Origin of the sequence: Amycolatopsis sp. AA4 (genome assembly GCF_002796545.1) — a bacterium.
GTDB lineage: Bacteria > Actinomycetota > Actinomycetes > Mycobacteriales > Pseudonocardiaceae > Amycolatopsis.
This window is the reverse complement of sequence record NZ_CP024894.1, coordinates 8,492,542-8,506,626: the sequence shown is the minus strand read 5'-3', so window position 1 is coordinate 8,506,626 and position 14,085 is coordinate 8,492,542. Positions and strand designations below refer to the sequence as shown.

The window sequence follows — 14,085 nt, the reverse complement described above, 5'->3', positions numbered from 1 at the left end:
CCCATGCGTACTTTGCTGCTCACCGAAGCGAAACTGTTCCTGCGCACGCCGCTGTGGGCGGTCCTGGGCGTCTTACTGCCGACGGCGATCCTGCTGGGCGTCGGCTCGATCCCCGGGATGCGGCAGCCCAGCCCGGTCACGGGCGGCTACCGATTTGTCGACTTGTGGGTGCCGTCGCTGGTCGTGCTCGCGTTGGCGATGCTGGGTCTGCAGGTGATCCCGGCCGCTGTCGCGACCTACCGCGAGCACGGCATCCTCCGCCGCCTCGCCACCACGCCCGTGCCGCCCGCGTACCTCCTGCTCGCGCAGGTGCTGATCCACGCCGCCGTCGCACTCGCCGGGGTAGCGCTGATGCTCGCCACCGCACGAATCGCCTTCGACGTGCCGCTTCCCCGACACCCCGCGCTCTTCCTGCTGGCGTTGCTGCTCGGCCTGGTCTCAGTGTTCGCCCTTGGCTTGATCGCAGCTTCCCTCGCCCGCACCGGCAAAGCCGCAGGGGCACTCGCGATGATCGCCTTCTTCCCCATCATGTTCCTCGGCGGCGTCTACCTGCCGCGACCGCTGCTGCCCGCGGTGCTCCAGAAAATCGGGGCCTACGTGCCGCCGGGCACGCAACCGCTGCAGGACGCTTGGGTCGGCACCGGCGGACAGCCGCTGCAGTTCGTCGCCTTGGCCGCCTTCGCGTTGGGCGGAACGGTGCTCGCCGTGCGGCTGTTCCGGTGGGAGTGATCCACCAAAGTGGTGATGAAACTCGTTTTCTCTTGTGGCCGGGTCGGGCGGGCCGGTAGCTCTGAGGGGTACCGCTGACCATGGAGGTTGTCTTGTCCTTGGACGTATCGCCCGCGCTGCTGGAAAAGGCCGAACGCGGGGAGGTCTCCGACGCCGAGTTCGTGGCCTGCGTGCGGGAATCGCTGCCGTACGCGTGGGAGGTCATCACCGGAGTGATCGCGGAAGCAGACACCGCCGCGGACGGATTCGCGGACAACGAAACCCCGCCGCCGGACGAGGCCGCCCGCGGTCAGCTCCTGCGGGCACTGGCCTCGGACGCGATCCGGGGCGGGCTGGAGCGGCATTTCGGGGTGAAGCTGGCGTTCCAGAACTGCCACCGGGTAGCCGTGTTCCGCGAGACGGACGGGGATCGGTACCGGGCGTTCGTTTCGCCTCGGGGGCAGTTGCTGAACCAGAGCCCGGAGCTGCGGGACTGCTGAGGTTCGAACCTGCGAACTAGAGAGTCGCAGGCTCGACGTCGCGCAGCGCGGGCAACACCTCGGCGCCGATCCGCGCGATATTCGACATCGTGCCCTCCGGCGTGCCGGAAGCTTCCACGAACATGATCACGTGGGACACCCCGGTGCGCCGGAGGCTGGTCCGCAAAACCTCGACACAATGCGCGACCGGGCCGACCGGATGGATCGCGCACAGTTTTTCCGTGTATTCCCAAGGATCCCGAGACGGACCAGGCCGCTCGTCCACCGGAACATGGGCGGCTAAGCCATCCGCCAGCCAACCCGGCAAAGCACCGCGCACCACCGCAGCAGCGTCGTCGCCGACCTGGCACAGCACGGTCGACACATGGGCCGCAGGCGCGCCGTAAGCAGCGACCGTTTCCGCCTTTTCGGCGTCATCCGCGTGCAGCCCCAGCAACAACGGCAACCCACGTTCCGCGGCGAGCTGGACCGCGGAGGAAGTCGGGCCACCGCACGCCACCACGGCTTCCAAGGGGCGTTGCGGGGTAGGGCGCAGCGGCACCTCACGAAAAGAGAAATGAGAGCCCGCAGCCGAAACCCGGCCAGTGGCGGCGGTCAGCAGAAGGTCCAGCGACTCCGCGAAACCCGTTTCGTAGCGCGGCAATCCGGTCCCGAACACCTCCAGGTCCTGCCACGGCCCACCCCGGCCGACGCCCAAGCGCAGGCGGCCCTCGGAGATCGCGTCGAGCATCGACCACTGTTCCGCCAGCGCGACCGGATGCGTCGTCGACAGCACGCTCACCGCGGTACCAACGCTGATCCGCGAAGTCTGACCAAGCACATGCGCGGCAAGCGTGATCGCCGACGGGCACACTCCATACGGCATGAAGTGATGCTCGGCCAGCCACACGTCGTCGAAACCGGCGGCCTCCGCGGCGCACGCCGCGCGGACGGTGCGCCGCAGTACGGCGGCGTCGTCCTGGCCCGGGAAGCGGCCCGAGACCAGGAAGACCCCGAACCTCAGTTGTTCACCGACACGTTGTTGAACCACAGCAACGGGTCCAGCCACGGGAACACCACGAACATCAGCAGCGCCACGATTCCCAGCACCAGCACGAGCGCGATCACGAACTTCACCGCGAACGGACCGGGCAGATGCCGCCAGAGCCAGCCGTACATCAGGACGCGACTCCGATCTTCTTCAGCAACGTCGTGTAATCCGGCACCTGTGTCTTCGGCACCTGGCGGGTCAGCACCGAGGTGATGATCAGCCGCTCCTTCGCCGAGAACTGCGGGTGGCACGTGGTGAGCGTGAGCAGCGAAGCCTGCTGCGCCTTCGGCAGCGCCCCGGCCGGCTTGTACGGCACCGGGTTCACCGCGTCGCCCTGGCTCGGCTGGACCACCTTGCGGCCGAACGTCTCGTCGTACGGTCCGCCGCCGGGAATGCTCGAATCGCGCAGGGTCGACACGCCCTTGCACTCCGGCTGCGCGCCCTTGCCGCTGCTCCAGCCCTTGATCTCGTCCTCGTACGGCAGCACCTGGTAGATGAAGAAATCACTGTGCGTTTCGATGACGATCTGGTCGCAAGAACTCAGGTTGTCCAGGTCGTTGAACGGCGCGCCCTTGCCGACGCGGTGTCCGGCGATGCCGAAGTTGCCCGGTTCGCCCGGCAGCGCGGTGCCCTTGTAGTGGCCGGGGCCGACCGCCAGCGAATCCTCGCCGGTGCCTTCCTGGATGGTGAAGTTGAAGTCCGCGCCGAACGACGGGATGTGGATGCGCGCGAACGCCTTGCCGTCGATCAGCTCGGGGTGCAGCGTGCGGTCCTTCGCCCAGTCGCCGTCGAGCTGGTCGCTCGCGGTGTGCTGTTTCTCCGCCGAGAACAGGTCGGTGACCCACACCTCGTACACCATGAACAGCAGCACGATCACGCCGAGCGTAATGAAGATTTCGCCCGCGGTGCGGATCGCCAGCCCGCCCTTGCCCAGCGGCGGCGGGGTCTTTTTCGCCTTCTTGTCGTCCTTCTCGGCGACCGCGACCGCGGAGAACACCTCGGTCGGCTGCTCGGCGAACTCCGGTCCGGTCATCCGCCGCCGGGACGGATCCGGGGCTCCGGCACCGACCCGGCGAGGCATCTGCCGGCCTTCTTCCGGCTGACGACGCGGCGGTCGTGCGGGAGCACCGGGCTGTGCGGGGGATTCTCCGGTACGACGCGGTCGCTGCGAGGCGCCTTCGGCACGGAACTCCGCGGTACGCCGGGGGCCGGGGTCGCGCGGGCCGCCGAAATCACCGCCGCGGGGGTCCCCCTCGCGGGGCCTGCCCTCGCCCGTCCGGCCCTGCACCGGCCGGGTTTCGCCGCCCTCTCGACGCGGTACTCCCCGGTCGATCGGCGTGCGCTGTTCGGGTGATCTCCGGCCCGGGTCGCCGGCCACTCTTCGCCGCGGCGGCGGAGTCTCCCCGGACTGCCGTCGCGGCGGCGGCTGGCGGCGGACCGGGCGGTCAGGTCCGGTGCCGGGGCGGCGGTCGTCCTCGCCCGGCCAATCTTGCGGCGTCACGCAAGCTCCTCCCGCGCCCGGCCGGAGTCCTCCTCGGCACTCCAGGTGGCGCTATTGTCACAGTCTGAGAAACCCCGACCGCTCCCGCCCGGTGCTGCGGAGCCGTCCTTTACGTTAACGTGTGCACGTGGCGCTGGTTGCGCACCCCGACAGCGGGACCTCGTCCAGGATGCCGCCACCAGGAATGCCCGAGAGCACGCGAGGAAACGATGCCGAAGTCGAAGGTCCGCAAGAAGACCGCGTACACCCCGCCTGTCGACCGCCGCACCCCGGTGAAGGTCCAGGCCGCGGGACCGTCGAACCTGTTCTACAAGATCGTCATGTTCGGCCTCATGCTCCTCGGGCTGATCTGGCTGGTCGTGAACTACATCGCCGGCGACAAAGTTTCGTTCCTCAGCGAACTCGGAAACTGGAATTTCGCGATCGGATTCGCCGCGATGATCGCCGGCCTGCTGATGACGATGCGGTGGCGCTGACCATCCGCCGGGTCAGCTTTGCTCCGGTCGGCCGATTGACACCGAATCACACCGGTGTGACTCATCCCCAGTGTGGATAACCCCTGTGGATAACCACCCGACCTCCTGGGCTCCGCGCCGCAACCTCGTGGTAATGGCGTGGGGCCTGACGACGTTGCTGCTGGTCGGGACCGTCCTGGACGCGCTCTTCGGCGACGGCAAGGGCGCGGTGCTCACCGGCCTGGCGACGCTGGCCGTCGGCGCGTTCGCGGTCCACTGGACGCTCGTGCGACCTCGCCTGTCCGCGGACGAGCACGGCCTCGCGGCCCGCACGCTCACCGGCACGCACCGGCTCCCCTGGCCCGGCACGACGGTCCGGCTGCGCAGCACCCGCCGCCTCGGCCGCGACGGCGTGACGCTCGAACTGGAGCGCGACGAGCAGCTCTTCATCTTCGGGCAGACCGACCTCGGCGAGGATCCTCGCGACGTGCTGGACGTGCTTACCGAACTGCGGGCTCGCTCAGCGGGAACCTGACAAGCCGCAGAGATAGCTCACCTGGCCGCGGGCCATGCCGAAATCGCACACGAGCGACGGAATCTGGCTGGCTCGCCAGGCGACCAGCCCGACGAGAGCGAGGGTGATGATCACCAGGCCGATCGTCTGCCACCGCACCCGGTTGCGTTCCGGCGCGTAGAGAATCGCGGCCGCCACCAGCGCGCCGGTAACGAGGCCGCCGACGTGCGCGAGGATCGAAATCTGCGGGATCGTGAACGTCACGTAGGCGTTGATGACCAGGTTGATCAGCAGCGCGGTCGGATTCAGCCGGAGCTTGAGCACGATGACCGCGTAGGAGCCGAGCAGGCCGAAGATCGCCCCGGAAGCACCCGCGGACGGCCGGTTCGGTGCGTCGAACAGCAGCACCGCGGTGGACGCGCCGAACATCGACACGAAGTACAGCGCCAGGAACCGCGACTTGCCGAAAACCTGCTCCAGCGCGCGGCCCATCATCCACAGGGAGAACGCGTTCGCCGCGATGTGAATGGGCCCGTAGTGCAGGAAGCCCGAGGTGAAGATCCGCCACCATTCGCCGCCGCCGAGCGCGGGATACGTCCACAGCTCGCCGAGCATCTCGATGCGGGCGGCTCCGTTGTCGAACAGGCTCTTCGCCTGGACGACGGTGATCAGGAAGATCGCCACGTTCACCGCGATCAGCGTGGCGGTGACGACGTAAGAATTCGAAAGCCGGGCCCCGGCGATCGTGCGGGCGCCCATTCCGGCGTCGCGGTACTGCCGGTGCTGTTGTTTCTGCTGGTGCGCCCCGGCCTGGACGCAGTCCGTGCACTGGAACCCCACCGGGGCTTCGCGCAGGCAGTCCGGGCAGGCCGGACGTCCGCAGCGGGCACAGCTGAGGCCGGTCGGGCGGTTCGGATGCCACCAGCAACCGGGAAGAGAGGGCGCGGACGGGTTCGGCGGTTGGCTCACGATGACTCCAACCTACCGAAACCCCATCCCTGCCTGCGGCGCGTCAGTCTTCGACGGTGATCTTCTCGATGACCACGTCGGACAGCGGGCGGTCCGCCGGTCCGGTCGCGGTCGTCGCGATGGCGTCGACGACGTTGCGGGATTCCTGGTCCGCCACCTCGCCGAAGATCGTGTGCCGGAAGTTCAGGTGCGAGGTCGGCGCGACGGTGATGAAGAACTGCGAGCCGTTGGTGCCCGGCCCGGCGTTCGCCATGGCCAGCAGGTACGGCTTGGAGAACTGCAGCTCCGGGTGGAACTCGTCGCCGAACTTGTAGCCGGGGCCGCCGCGGCCGGTGCCGGTGGGGTCACCGCCCTGGATCATGAAGCCGTCGATGACGCGGTGGAAGATCGAGCCGTCGTAGAACGGACCGGAGTTTCCGCCCTTCGCGTTCGGCTGGGTGTACTCCTTGGAGCCGGTGGCCAGCCCCACGAAGTTCGCCACGGTCTTCGGCGCGTGGTCGGGCAGCAGGTTCACGTGGATGTCACCCTGGTTGGTGTGCAGGGTGGCCTTGCGGGCGCTTTCAGTCACGCCGCCATCGTGCCACCCCTTCGCACAAATGGGGGGTTCAGGGGGCCGTCCCGGCCCGTCGCGCCGGACGTCGGCCCAGGAAGAACACACTTTCCCGAGGTTTCCGCGACGCCCGCAGCGGGAAGCCGCAGCGGTGCGGGCGGAAAAAGGGCAGGATAGATGTCAAGCAACAGATCTGTTTCACAACGATTGATGAGGTGAAGACCATGACCCGGGCCGTGGAATCGGTCGGCGAGTCGGTCAAGTCCGGCTCGACGGACCTGCGGAAGCTGGTCGTCGAGGCGGGCAAGGCGGGCGCGAAGGCCGCCGAGGCCGGCGCGGAGGAGCTGGGGAAGCGGAGCCGCCGGGCCCAGCGCAAGCTGGCGAAGAAGACCGAGCTGACTCGCAAGGAGCTGAAGAAGAGCTCCGCCGCGGCGCGCAAGGAAGCGCTCGCCCGCCTCGCCGAGCTGAAGAAGCCGGGCCGCAAGGCCAAGAAGGCCGCGATCAAGGCCGCCGCGTCGGCCGGCGAGTCGAAGCGCCGCGGCAAGAAGGACTTCAAGGCGGCCAAGAAGGAGTTCCGCGCCGCGCTGGAGGAGGCGAAGAGCGCCGCCAAGGGCACTCGCAAGCGTCGCCGCTGGCCGTGGCTGCTCGGCCTCGGCGCGGTCGCGGTGGGCACCGCCGTCGCGCTGAAGTCGCGGCAGCAGGAGCCGCCGGTCGCCCCGGCTCCGCCGAAGGCCACCCCGCCCGCTCCTCCTGCGCCGAAGCCGGCTCCCGAGGCCAAGGACGCGACGGACGCCAAGCCGGGCGAGCCGAAGACGAACGGCAAGGCGCCGAGCCCCTCGGCCGCCGAGAAGAAGAACTGAACGCGCGAAAAGGGCCCCGGGAAGTGCGTCCCGGGGCCCTTTTTGTTCTGTCGCGCAAGCGGTTCCGGCCAGCGCCCCAATGTGGCATTGGGTGCATGCGACGCACCGAACGCCACATTGGGTGCGTCTGACGCACCCAATGTGGCATTGGGGCGATCGGCGACCTGGAGTCCGGCGGAACCCAGCCGGGTCAGGCCGCGGCGGCGTGCTTGTCGATCAGCTGGCCGAGACGCGGCAGCGCCTCCTCGACGTTCTTCTTGCCGTTCGGGCGCAGCTTCGAGTAGACCTTCTTGATGCTGTCGCGGCTGCTGCGCTCGGCGCGGGCGTCGGTGACCCCGAGCAGCGCGTCCGAGGCCTCGTCCGAGCGGCTGCTCAGGTACGCGCCGAAGTCGTTGCCGCCCTGGGCGCGGAAGTCGCCGTAGAACGGCTCGAGGGCGTTGGAGAAGTCGTCCAGCAGGCTGTCGATCGCGGACGGGATGATGCCCGGCTTGATCTTCTTGACGGCGGCGAAGCCGGTCTTCACGACCGCGCCGGAGACCCCGCCCTTGTCGGCGACCTCGGCGTCCACGAGCTCCGCGAAGTCGGCGACCACGGTGGGGCGACGGCTCGAGTCAAGCAGGATTTCCTTGAGGGTGTCAGCCACGAATCTGTCCTTGTCGTCGATAAGGGGTAACCAAAGTATTCGGTGCCGGACGGGCACCCGCCGCGCGAGTGTTGGGGGAACCGCGCGTGCTGCTTAGAGTAATACAAGATCAACTTCACTCACCCGTGCGGAGCCCGTTACTCAGAGCTTCAGGGCAGCGATAGCCTTTTTCGCCACTGTGCGTGCTTTGATGCTCTGCTTCTGGTTGCTCGTTACGATGACGGCGTTCCCGCCCTTGGCGACGGCGTAGACCACTCCGTCGCCGGCGGGCTGGTAGCCGCCCTTCCACCCCGCCGGGTCCGAAGCCGGGTTCGACGTGTCGACCGGCGCGGCCTTGTTGACCAGCTCGGTCGCGACGTCGCTGTTGCCCACGTACACCCGCACGGTCAGCTGGACGCTGCCGTCCGGGCGGTAGAAAAAGCACGTCGGATGCGGCTCGTCGTCCGACACCTTCACCTTGGTGACGTGCTGTCCGTTCGCGTCCTGCACTGTCTCGTTCGACAGGTAGGGGCAATCGGCGGTGCGCGCGGGCTGCGGATCGGGCGGCAGCCCCGCCGAGGCCGGAGCGGAACTCGCCGGCGCCGAAGACGGAGTCTCCTTCGCCGGGCTCGACGGGTTGCAGCCGGCGAGCAGGACCAGGGCTGGGGCGAGAACGAGAAGTCGGCGCATGGCGGGCACAGTCAACCATGCCCGGGTGAAGTCCGTGCGAAGGCGGCGCGTGCGACTATGGCAGCGGATTCCGCTCAGCCCGGGGAGGTCGCGGACGTGCTCACGCCCGAGCAGTACCTGCAGGTGGTCGCCGAACGCGTGGTGCGCAGCGGCGGCAGGCTCAACACCGTCCAGATCGGACCGGTGACGTCCGCGGTCGGCCTGTTCACCGAGTCGATCATGCTGTCGACGATGAACTACTGCGTGGTCGCCGGGGCCTACCCGAACATCGACGCGGCGACGCTGCAGCAGTTCACCGGCATGGCCACCCAGCACGCCCGCGCCAACGTGCAGGGCACGATCGGCTGGACCGCCGCGTCGGTGGTGATCTGCGGGCTGGTCGGGCACGTGCACCCGGACGCCGCGCAGCTGGCGAGCGCGAAGACCAGCAACCAGTTCGGCGGCGAAACCCGGATGGTCGCGGTGGATCCGCACGCGGGCATGACCTACGCGTTCACCGGCGGCAAGCTCTGGGGCGCGGCGATGCACGGCGCGATCCGGGCGAAGCTGACGTTCTGTTTCCCGCAGCCGGGCGAGGCTTTCCAGCAGATCCAGTGGCAGCAGCAACAGGCCTACGGGCAGCAGCAGCCCCCGCAACCGGGTCCCGGCGGCTTTCCCGGGCAGATCCCGTCCGGGCCGATGCCGCAGACCGGTCCGCCGCCCGCCGCCGGTCCGGCCGGGCCGCAGCCGCCGCACTACCCGCCGCCGGGGCAACCGCCGTACGGTCGGTGACATGGTTTCGTTGCGCGGCTGGCAGTCGTTCCCCGAACAGCTCCCGGAATTCGATCCGGAGGACACCCCGGAAACGCCCGAGGAGCTGTTCCTCTCCTGGCTGACCGAAGCCGGCGAGCACGTGCTGGCCCCGCACGCCGTCACTCTGTCCACAGTGGACGCCGACGGCGCGCCGGACGCGCGCGTGGTGATCCTGAAGGACGTCGGCGCGGACGGCTGGGCGGTCGCGACCAGTTCGGAAAGCCCCAAGGGACAGCAGCTGACGGCGAACCCGCGCGCGGCGTTGACGTTCTTCTGGCCCGGCCGCGGACGGCAGGTGCGGGTGCGCGGTCTGGTGGTTCCGGCCGCGCCCGAGGTGTCCGCCGCCGACTTCCTCGCCCGCCCGCCGGCGTCGCGGGCCGAGGCGTACGTCGGACATCAGTCGGAGGTGCTGTCCGATCCGGCGAAGCTCGCCGAAGCCGCCAAGGCAGCCGCGGAGTGGGTAGCGGAAAACCCGGACATGGCACCGGAAACGTGGACGCGCTACCTGATCCAGCCGGAATCGGTCGAGTTCTGGCAGGCCTCGCACGACCGGCAGCACATCCGGGTCCGCTACCGCCGCGAACCCGCCGGCTGGGTCCGCGAACGGCTCTGGCCCTAGAGCCGGGAGTTGGCGCGCAGCTTGGAAATCGCGCCGACGGTGGCGTAGCCGCGCCATTCCAGCGCGGCCGCCGGGGAGTAGCTGGCGAAGTCGACCGTCCAGCCGCCGTCGGGCTGCTGGCCCCGTTCGAGCCGGGTCAGGTCCGCCTCGATCGCCTCCGCGGTGAACAGCCGCCGGGACGGGCCGGGCACCGGACTGAAGTCCAGCGGACGCAGCACCTCGCCCTCGGAACCGCCCTGCACTGGGACGATTCCGCTTTCCGGCAAGAACTTCCCGAGTTTGGTCAGGAGTTCGTCGGCTTCCGGGTACCGGCCGTGCACGGCGTCGAGCAGGTGGATCGCGAAGCTCAACTCGATGACGTGCGGCATTTCGGCAAGGTCCCGGATCGCGCGCAGGCACCTCTCGGTCGCCCGCACGAGCCACGGATGCGCCGCGACCGCCGGGTCGTGTTCGGCGACCCGCCACGCGGCGGACGTGACGAACGCGGTGCTCTGCAAGGAGAACACCGTCGGGTCGGCTCCGGTCCAGAAGGGAGCGCACGCGGTCGGGTCGGCGACCGGGAACGCGAACGGCAGCCCGCCGTCGGCGAACGACACCGCTTCCAGCCAGTCGCACAGCTGCGCCGCGTGCGGCGTGGTCGCCGGCGCGACGTCGGCGAAGATCTCGAACGCGTGCAGCGCGCCGCCCGGCTGGCTTTCCGGCGCGCGCAGGTCCGGTTCCAGCCCCCAGCCGTAGCCGCCGTCCGGATTCCGGTAGGCCGCGACCGCCGCGAGCACCTCCTCCGCCCGTCCGTTTCCTTCCAGCAGCTCGAACCGCCGCTGGTCCAGCAACCGGCCGTGCCCGGCGAGGAACGGGGCGACGGCCTCCAGTTTCACAGTCACCCGGACACCGTCGCACGACCGCCGCGCGGCGGTCTTGAACGAATCGGCCACCGGCCCGAAAGAGCGGATTACTGGGGCTCGGGCGATCGCCGTGGCACGATTCGGAAGTGACCAGCAAACCGGACGACGCGCAGCGCTTGGCCGATCTCGCCCGGTTGCGCCGCGTGCGCGACCGGATCGACCGCGAGTACGCGCGTCCGCTGGACGTCGAGGCGCTCGCGCGGAGCGTCAACGTCTCCGCCGGGCACCTGAGCCGGCAGTTCCGCGCCGCTTACGGAGAGTCGCCGTACTCGTACCTGATGACCCGGCGCATCGAACGCGCGATGGCCCTGCTGCGGCGAGGCGACCTGAGCGTCACCGAGGTGTGTTTCGAGGTCGGGTTCTCGTCGCTGGGGACGTTCAGCACGCGCTTCACCGAGCTGGTCGGGAAGCCGCCGAGCGTCTACCGCCAGGAAGAGACCGGGGCGACCGAGGGCATGGCGCCGTGCGTCGCGAAACAGGTCACCCGACCGATCAGGAATCGAGAAGCACCCCGCTCGGCGCGAACCTAGTGTGACCGGCATGGACATGACGATTCACGCGAGCTTCCTCCCGCACACCGATCCGGAAGCGACGCTGACCTTCTACCGCGACATCCTCGGCTTCGAGGTGCGCAACAACGTCAAGTACGGGGACCTGGCCTGGATCACCGTCGGCCCGCCCGGACAGCCGGACACCTCGCTCGTGCTGCAGCCGGTCGCCGCGTTCCCCGGCCTCACCGACGACGAGCGCCGGATGATCGCCGAGATGATGGCCAAGGGCACCTACGGCGCGCTCAACCTGGCCACCAAGGACGTCGACGCGACCTTCAACCGGTTGCAGGCCAGCGACGCCGAGGTCGTGCAGGAGCCCACCGACCAGCCCTACGGCGTTCGCGACTGCTCGTTCCGCGATCCCGCCGGGAACCTGATCCGCATCCAGCAAGCGAGCTGAACAAGTCCGAGCCGGACCGCCGGGGAAGAAAAGGGAGAGACGATGACCAAGGCCAAGGGGAAGCCCACGCGGGAGCACGCCGCGGACAGCCACGACCTGATCCGCGTGCAGGGCGCCCGCGTGAACAACCTCAAGGACGTCAGCGTCGAACTCCCGAAGCGCCGGCTGACGGTGTTCACCGGGGTGTCCGGCTCGGGCAAAAGCTCGCTCGTGTTCAGCACGATCGCCGCCGAATCGCAGCGGCTGATCAACGAGACGTACAGCAGTTTCGTGCAGGGCTTCATGCCGACGCTGGCGCGTCCCGAGGTGGACGTGCTCGACGGGCTGACCACCGCGATCATCGTCGACCAGCAGCGGATGGGGGCCGATCCGCGTTCGACGGTCGGCACCGCCACCGACGCGAACGCGATGCTGCGGATCCTGTTCAGCAGGCTCGGCACGCCGCACATCGGGTCGTCGCAGGCGTTCTCGTTCAACGTCGCGTCGATCAGCGGCGCGGGCGCGGTCACCGTGCAGCGTGCCGGGAAGCAGATCAAGGAGCGGCGCAGCTTCAGCGTCACCGGCGGCATGTGCCCGCGCTGCGAGGGCCGCGGTTCGATCAACGACATCGACCTTTCGCAGCTCTATGACGATTCCAAATCGCTCGCCGAGGGCGCGCTGACCATCCCCGGCTACACCCCGGGCGGCTGGAATTACCGGCTCTACACCGGGTCCGGCCTGGTCGACCCGGACAAGCCGATCCGCAAGTACACGAAGCGCGAGCTGCAGGACTTCCTGTACAAGGAACCGACGCGGATGAAGATCGAAGGCATCAACATGACCTACGAGGGTCTGGTGCCGAGGATCCAGAAGTCGTATCTGTCCAAGGACGTCGAGGCGATGCAGCCGCACATCCGCGCGTTCGTGGACCGGGCGGTCACCTTCGCGACGTGCCCGGAGTGCGACGGGACGCGGCTGAGCGAGCTGGCTCGGTCGTCGAAGATCGACGGGATGAGCATCGCCGACGTGTGCGCGATGCAGATCAGCGACCTCGCGGAGTGGGTCGGGAAGCTGTCCGACCCGTCGGTCGCGCCGCTGCTGAAGTCGCTGCACGAAACGCTCGAATCGTTCGTGGAGATCGGGCTCGGTTACCTGTCGCTGGACCGGCCGGCGGGCACGTTGTCCGGCGGCGAGGCGCAGCGCGTGAAGATGGTGCGGCACCTCGGGTCGTCGCTGACCGACGTCACGTACGTCTTCGACGAGCCCACCATCGGCCTGCACCCGCACGACATCCAGCGGATGAACGATCTGCTGCTTCGCTTGCGGGACAAGGGAAACACCGTCCTCGTGGTGGAGCACAAGCCGGAGGCGATCGCGATCGCCGACCACGTCGTCGACCTCGGTCCGGGCGCGGGCACGAACGGCGGCACGGTGTGCTTCGAGGGCACTGTGGACGGTCTGCGCGCGAGCAACACTTTGACCGGCAAGCATTTGGACGACCGCGCCTCGCTCAAGCCGTCGGTGCGGGAACGGACGGGCGTGCTGGAAATCCGCGGCGCGAACACGCACAACCTGCAGGACGTGGACGTCGACATCCCGCTCGGCGTGCTCTGCGTGATCACCGGCGTCGCCGGATCGGGCAAGAGTTCGCTGATCCACGGGTCGATCCGGGAATCCGACGACGTGGTGTCGGTGGACCAGGCCCCGATCCGCGGTTCGCGGCGGAGCAACCCGGCGACCTACACCGGTCTGCTCGAACCGATCCGCAAGGCCTTCGCCAAGGCCAACAACGTGAAGCCCGCGCTGTTCAGCGCCAACTCCGAGGGCGCGTGCCCGAACTGCAACGGCAACGGCGTCATCTACACCGACCTCGGGATGATGGCCGGAGTGGCCACCACCTGCGAGGTCTGCGAGGGCAAGCGGTTCGACGCCTCGGTGCTGGAGTACCGCTTCGGCGGACGGGACATCAGCGAGGTGCTCGCGATGTCGGTCGCGCAGGCCACCGAGTTCTTCGCCGAGGGCGACGCGAAAACCCCGGCCGCGCACCGGATTCTCGAGCGGATGGAGCAGGTCGGGCTCGGTTACCTGACGCTCGGCCAGCCGCTGACCACGCTGTCCGGCGGCGAACGGCAGCGGCTGAAGCTGGCCACCCACATGGGGTCGAACGGCGGCGTGTACATCCTCGACGAGCCGACCACCGGCCTGCACCTCGCCGACGTGGAACAGCTGCTCGGGCTGCTGGACCACCTGGTCGACTCGGGCAAGTCGGTGATCGTCATCGAGCACCACCAGGCCGTGATGGCGCACGCCGACTGGATCATCGACCTCGGCCCCGGCGCCGGGCACGACGGCGGCCAGGTGGTCTTCGAGGGGACGCCCGCCGAGCTGGTGAAGAAGAAGCGGACGCTGACCGGGAAGCACCTGGCCGCCTACGTCGGCTAGC

General features: G+C 68.9%; 18 protein-coding genes. 10 read left to right on the top strand and 8 right to left on the bottom strand.

Features of this window, described 5'->3' with window-relative positions:
* Window positions 1–3: 3 nt before the first annotated feature.
* The gene (locus CU254_RS39435) at window positions 4–729 is read left to right on the top strand and encodes an ABC transporter permease (RefSeq protein WP_009085541.1); all 726 of its coding nucleotides are present in this window, start codon (window positions 4–6) and stop codon (window positions 727–729) included.
* 92 nt (window positions 730–821) lie between these two features.
* Window positions 822–1,208 carry an SCO5389 family protein gene (locus tag CU254_RS39430; protein ID WP_037719058.1) on the top strand — a complete coding sequence of 129 codons (387 nt, stop codon included), beginning with the start codon at window positions 822–824 and terminating at the stop codon, window positions 1,206–1,208.
* A gap of 16 nt (window positions 1,209–1,224) precedes the next feature.
* Here the strand turns inward: CU254_RS39430 and CU254_RS39425 are convergent, their stop codons facing one another.
* The 3 genes from CU254_RS39425 to CU254_RS39420 are packed head-to-tail and all read right to left on the bottom strand — an operon-like array spanning window position 1,225 to window position 3,319.
* Window positions 1,225–2,238 (bottom strand): LLM class flavin-dependent oxidoreductase, encoded by a 1,014-nt coding sequence (locus CU254_RS39425; RefSeq protein WP_234392790.1) that lies wholly within the window; start codon window positions 2,236–2,238, stop codon window positions 1,225–1,227.
* Window positions 2,208–2,366, bottom strand: a complete 159-nt coding sequence (locus CU254_RS43860; RefSeq protein WP_009085537.1) for a hypothetical protein — start codon at window positions 2,364–2,366, stop codon at window positions 2,208–2,210. Before CU254_RS43860 ends, CU254_RS39425 begins: the two co-directional genes overlap by 31 nt.
* Window positions 2,366–3,319 carry a class E sortase gene (locus CU254_RS39420; RefSeq protein WP_100266994.1) on the bottom strand — a complete coding sequence of 318 codons (954 nt, stop codon included), beginning with the start codon at window positions 3,317–3,319 and terminating at the stop codon, window positions 2,366–2,368. Before CU254_RS39420 ends, CU254_RS43860 begins: the two co-directional genes overlap by 1 nt.
* A 629-nt stretch (window positions 3,320–3,948) precedes the next feature.
* Between CU254_RS39420 and crgA the strand changes: the two genes are divergently transcribed.
* Together crgA and CU254_RS39410 are read left to right on the top strand one after the other, a co-directional pair.
* Window positions 3,949–4,215 (top strand): cell division protein CrgA, encoded by a 267-nt coding sequence (gene crgA, locus CU254_RS39415; RefSeq protein WP_009085533.1) that lies wholly within the window; start codon window positions 3,949–3,951, stop codon window positions 4,213–4,215.
* A 133-nt stretch (window positions 4,216–4,348) separates the two neighbouring features.
* The gene (locus tag CU254_RS39410) at window positions 4,349–4,729 is read left to right on the top strand and encodes a PH domain-containing protein (protein ID WP_050788525.1); all 381 of its coding nucleotides are present in this window, start codon (window positions 4,349–4,351) and stop codon (window positions 4,727–4,729) included.
* On the opposite strand, the gene CU254_RS39405 is transcribed toward CU254_RS39410, so the two are convergent.
* The gene (locus CU254_RS39405; protein WP_009085528.1) at window positions 4,715–5,677 is read right to left on the bottom strand and encodes a rhomboid family intramembrane serine protease; all 963 of its coding nucleotides are present in this window, start codon (window positions 5,675–5,677) and stop codon (window positions 4,715–4,717) included. The two genes, CU254_RS39410 and CU254_RS39405, sit on opposite strands and share 15 nt — an antisense overlap.
* Window positions 5,678–5,720: 43 nt before the next feature.
* Entirely contained in the window at window positions 5,721–6,245 is a 525-nt protein-coding gene (locus CU254_RS39400; protein WP_009085526.1) for a peptidylprolyl isomerase, read from the bottom strand.
* A gap of 206 nt (window positions 6,246–6,451) precedes the next feature.
* Here CU254_RS39400 and CU254_RS39395 point away from each other — a divergent pair, with 206 nt between their 5' ends.
* Window positions 6,452–7,087 carry a hypothetical protein gene (locus tag CU254_RS39395; RefSeq protein ID WP_037719053.1) on the top strand — a complete coding sequence of 212 codons (636 nt, stop codon included), beginning with the start codon at window positions 6,452–6,454 and terminating at the stop codon, window positions 7,085–7,087.
* Window positions 7,088–7,277: 190 nt separating this feature from the next.
* Here the strand turns inward: CU254_RS39395 and CU254_RS39390 are convergent, their stop codons facing one another.
* Window positions 7,278–7,730, bottom strand: a complete 453-nt coding sequence (locus CU254_RS39390; protein WP_009085521.1) for a hypothetical protein — start codon at window positions 7,728–7,730, stop codon at window positions 7,278–7,280.
* A gap of 141 nt (window positions 7,731–7,871) precedes the next feature.
* Window positions 7,872–8,399 (bottom strand): DUF2020 domain-containing protein, encoded by a 528-nt coding sequence (locus CU254_RS39385; protein WP_009085520.1) that lies wholly within the window; start codon window positions 8,397–8,399, stop codon window positions 7,872–7,874.
* A 96-nt stretch (window positions 8,400–8,495) separates the two neighbouring features.
* Between CU254_RS39385 and CU254_RS39380 the strand changes: the two genes are divergently transcribed.
* A complete protein-coding gene (locus CU254_RS39380; RefSeq protein WP_037719048.1) occupies window positions 8,496–9,170 on the top strand; it encodes a hypothetical protein in 675 nt (224 codons plus the stop codon).
* A 1-nt stretch (window position 9,171) separates the two neighbouring features.
* Complete coding sequence (locus tag CU254_RS39375) at window positions 9,172–9,810, top strand: pyridoxal 5'-phosphate synthase (protein WP_009085516.1); 639 nt, start codon at window positions 9,172–9,174, stop codon at window positions 9,808–9,810.
* Here CU254_RS39375 and CU254_RS39370 read toward each other — a convergent pair.
* Complete coding sequence (locus tag CU254_RS39370) at window positions 9,807–10,691, bottom strand: hypothetical protein (RefSeq protein ID WP_037719046.1); 885 nt, start codon at window positions 10,689–10,691, stop codon at window positions 9,807–9,809. The two genes, CU254_RS39375 and CU254_RS39370, sit on opposite strands and share 4 nt — an antisense overlap.
* A gap of 107 nt (window positions 10,692–10,798) precedes the next feature.
* On the opposite strand from CU254_RS39370, the gene CU254_RS39365 reads away from it, so the two are divergent.
* From CU254_RS39365 to CU254_RS39355, 3 genes are read left to right on the top strand one after another with little or no spacing between them, the layout of a single operon-like run.
* Entirely contained in the window at window positions 10,799–11,242 is a 444-nt protein-coding gene (locus CU254_RS39365; protein WP_009085513.1) for a helix-turn-helix transcriptional regulator, read from the top strand.
* A gap of 10 nt (window positions 11,243–11,252) precedes the next feature.
* Complete coding sequence (locus tag CU254_RS39360) at window positions 11,253–11,663, top strand: VOC family protein (protein ID WP_037719044.1); 411 nt, start codon at window positions 11,253–11,255, stop codon at window positions 11,661–11,663.
* Window positions 11,664–11,705: 42 nt separating this feature from the next.
* Window positions 11,706–14,084: an excinuclease ABC subunit UvrA gene (locus tag CU254_RS39355; RefSeq protein ID WP_009085509.1), complete on the top strand. Its 2,379-nt coding sequence runs from the start codon at window positions 11,706–11,708 to the stop codon at window positions 14,082–14,084.
* Window position 14,085: the final 1 nt, after the last annotated feature.

What these genes read in the sequence shown, in the direction of transcription:
- CU254_RS39435 (WP_009085541.1), top strand. Translation starts at nt 4, where the DNA reads ATGCGTACTTTGCTGCTCACCGAAGCGAAACTGTTCCTGCGCACGCCG.
- CU254_RS43860 (WP_009085537.1), bottom strand. Translation starts at nt 2,366, where the DNA reads ATGTACGGCTGGCTCTGGCGGCATCTGCCCGGTCCGTTCGCGGTGAAG.
- CU254_RS39420 (WP_100266994.1), bottom strand. Translation starts at nt 3,319, where the DNA reads ATGCCTCGCCGGGTCGGTGCCGGAGCCCCGGATCCGTCCCGGCGGCGG.
- crgA (WP_009085533.1), top strand. Translation starts at nt 3,949, where the DNA reads ATGCCGAAGTCGAAGGTCCGCAAGAAGACCGCGTACACCCCGCCTGTC.
- CU254_RS39410 (WP_050788525.1), top strand. Translation starts at nt 4,349, where the DNA reads ATGGCGTGGGGCCTGACGACGTTGCTGCTGGTCGGGACCGTCCTGGAC.
- CU254_RS39395 (WP_037719053.1), top strand. Translation starts at nt 6,452, where the DNA reads ATGACCCGGGCCGTGGAATCGGTCGGCGAGTCGGTCAAGTCCGGCTCG.
- CU254_RS39385 (WP_009085520.1), bottom strand. Translation starts at nt 8,399, where the DNA reads ATGCGCCGACTTCTCGTTCTCGCCCCAGCCCTGGTCCTGCTCGCCGGC.
- CU254_RS39375 (WP_009085516.1), top strand. Translation starts at nt 9,172, where the DNA reads ATGGTTTCGTTGCGCGGCTGGCAGTCGTTCCCCGAACAGCTCCCGGAA.
- CU254_RS39360 (WP_037719044.1), top strand. Translation starts at nt 11,253, where the DNA reads ATGGACATGACGATTCACGCGAGCTTCCTCCCGCACACCGATCCGGAA.
- CU254_RS39355 (WP_009085509.1), top strand. Translation starts at nt 11,706, where the DNA reads ATGACCAAGGCCAAGGGGAAGCCCACGCGGGAGCACGCCGCGGACAGC.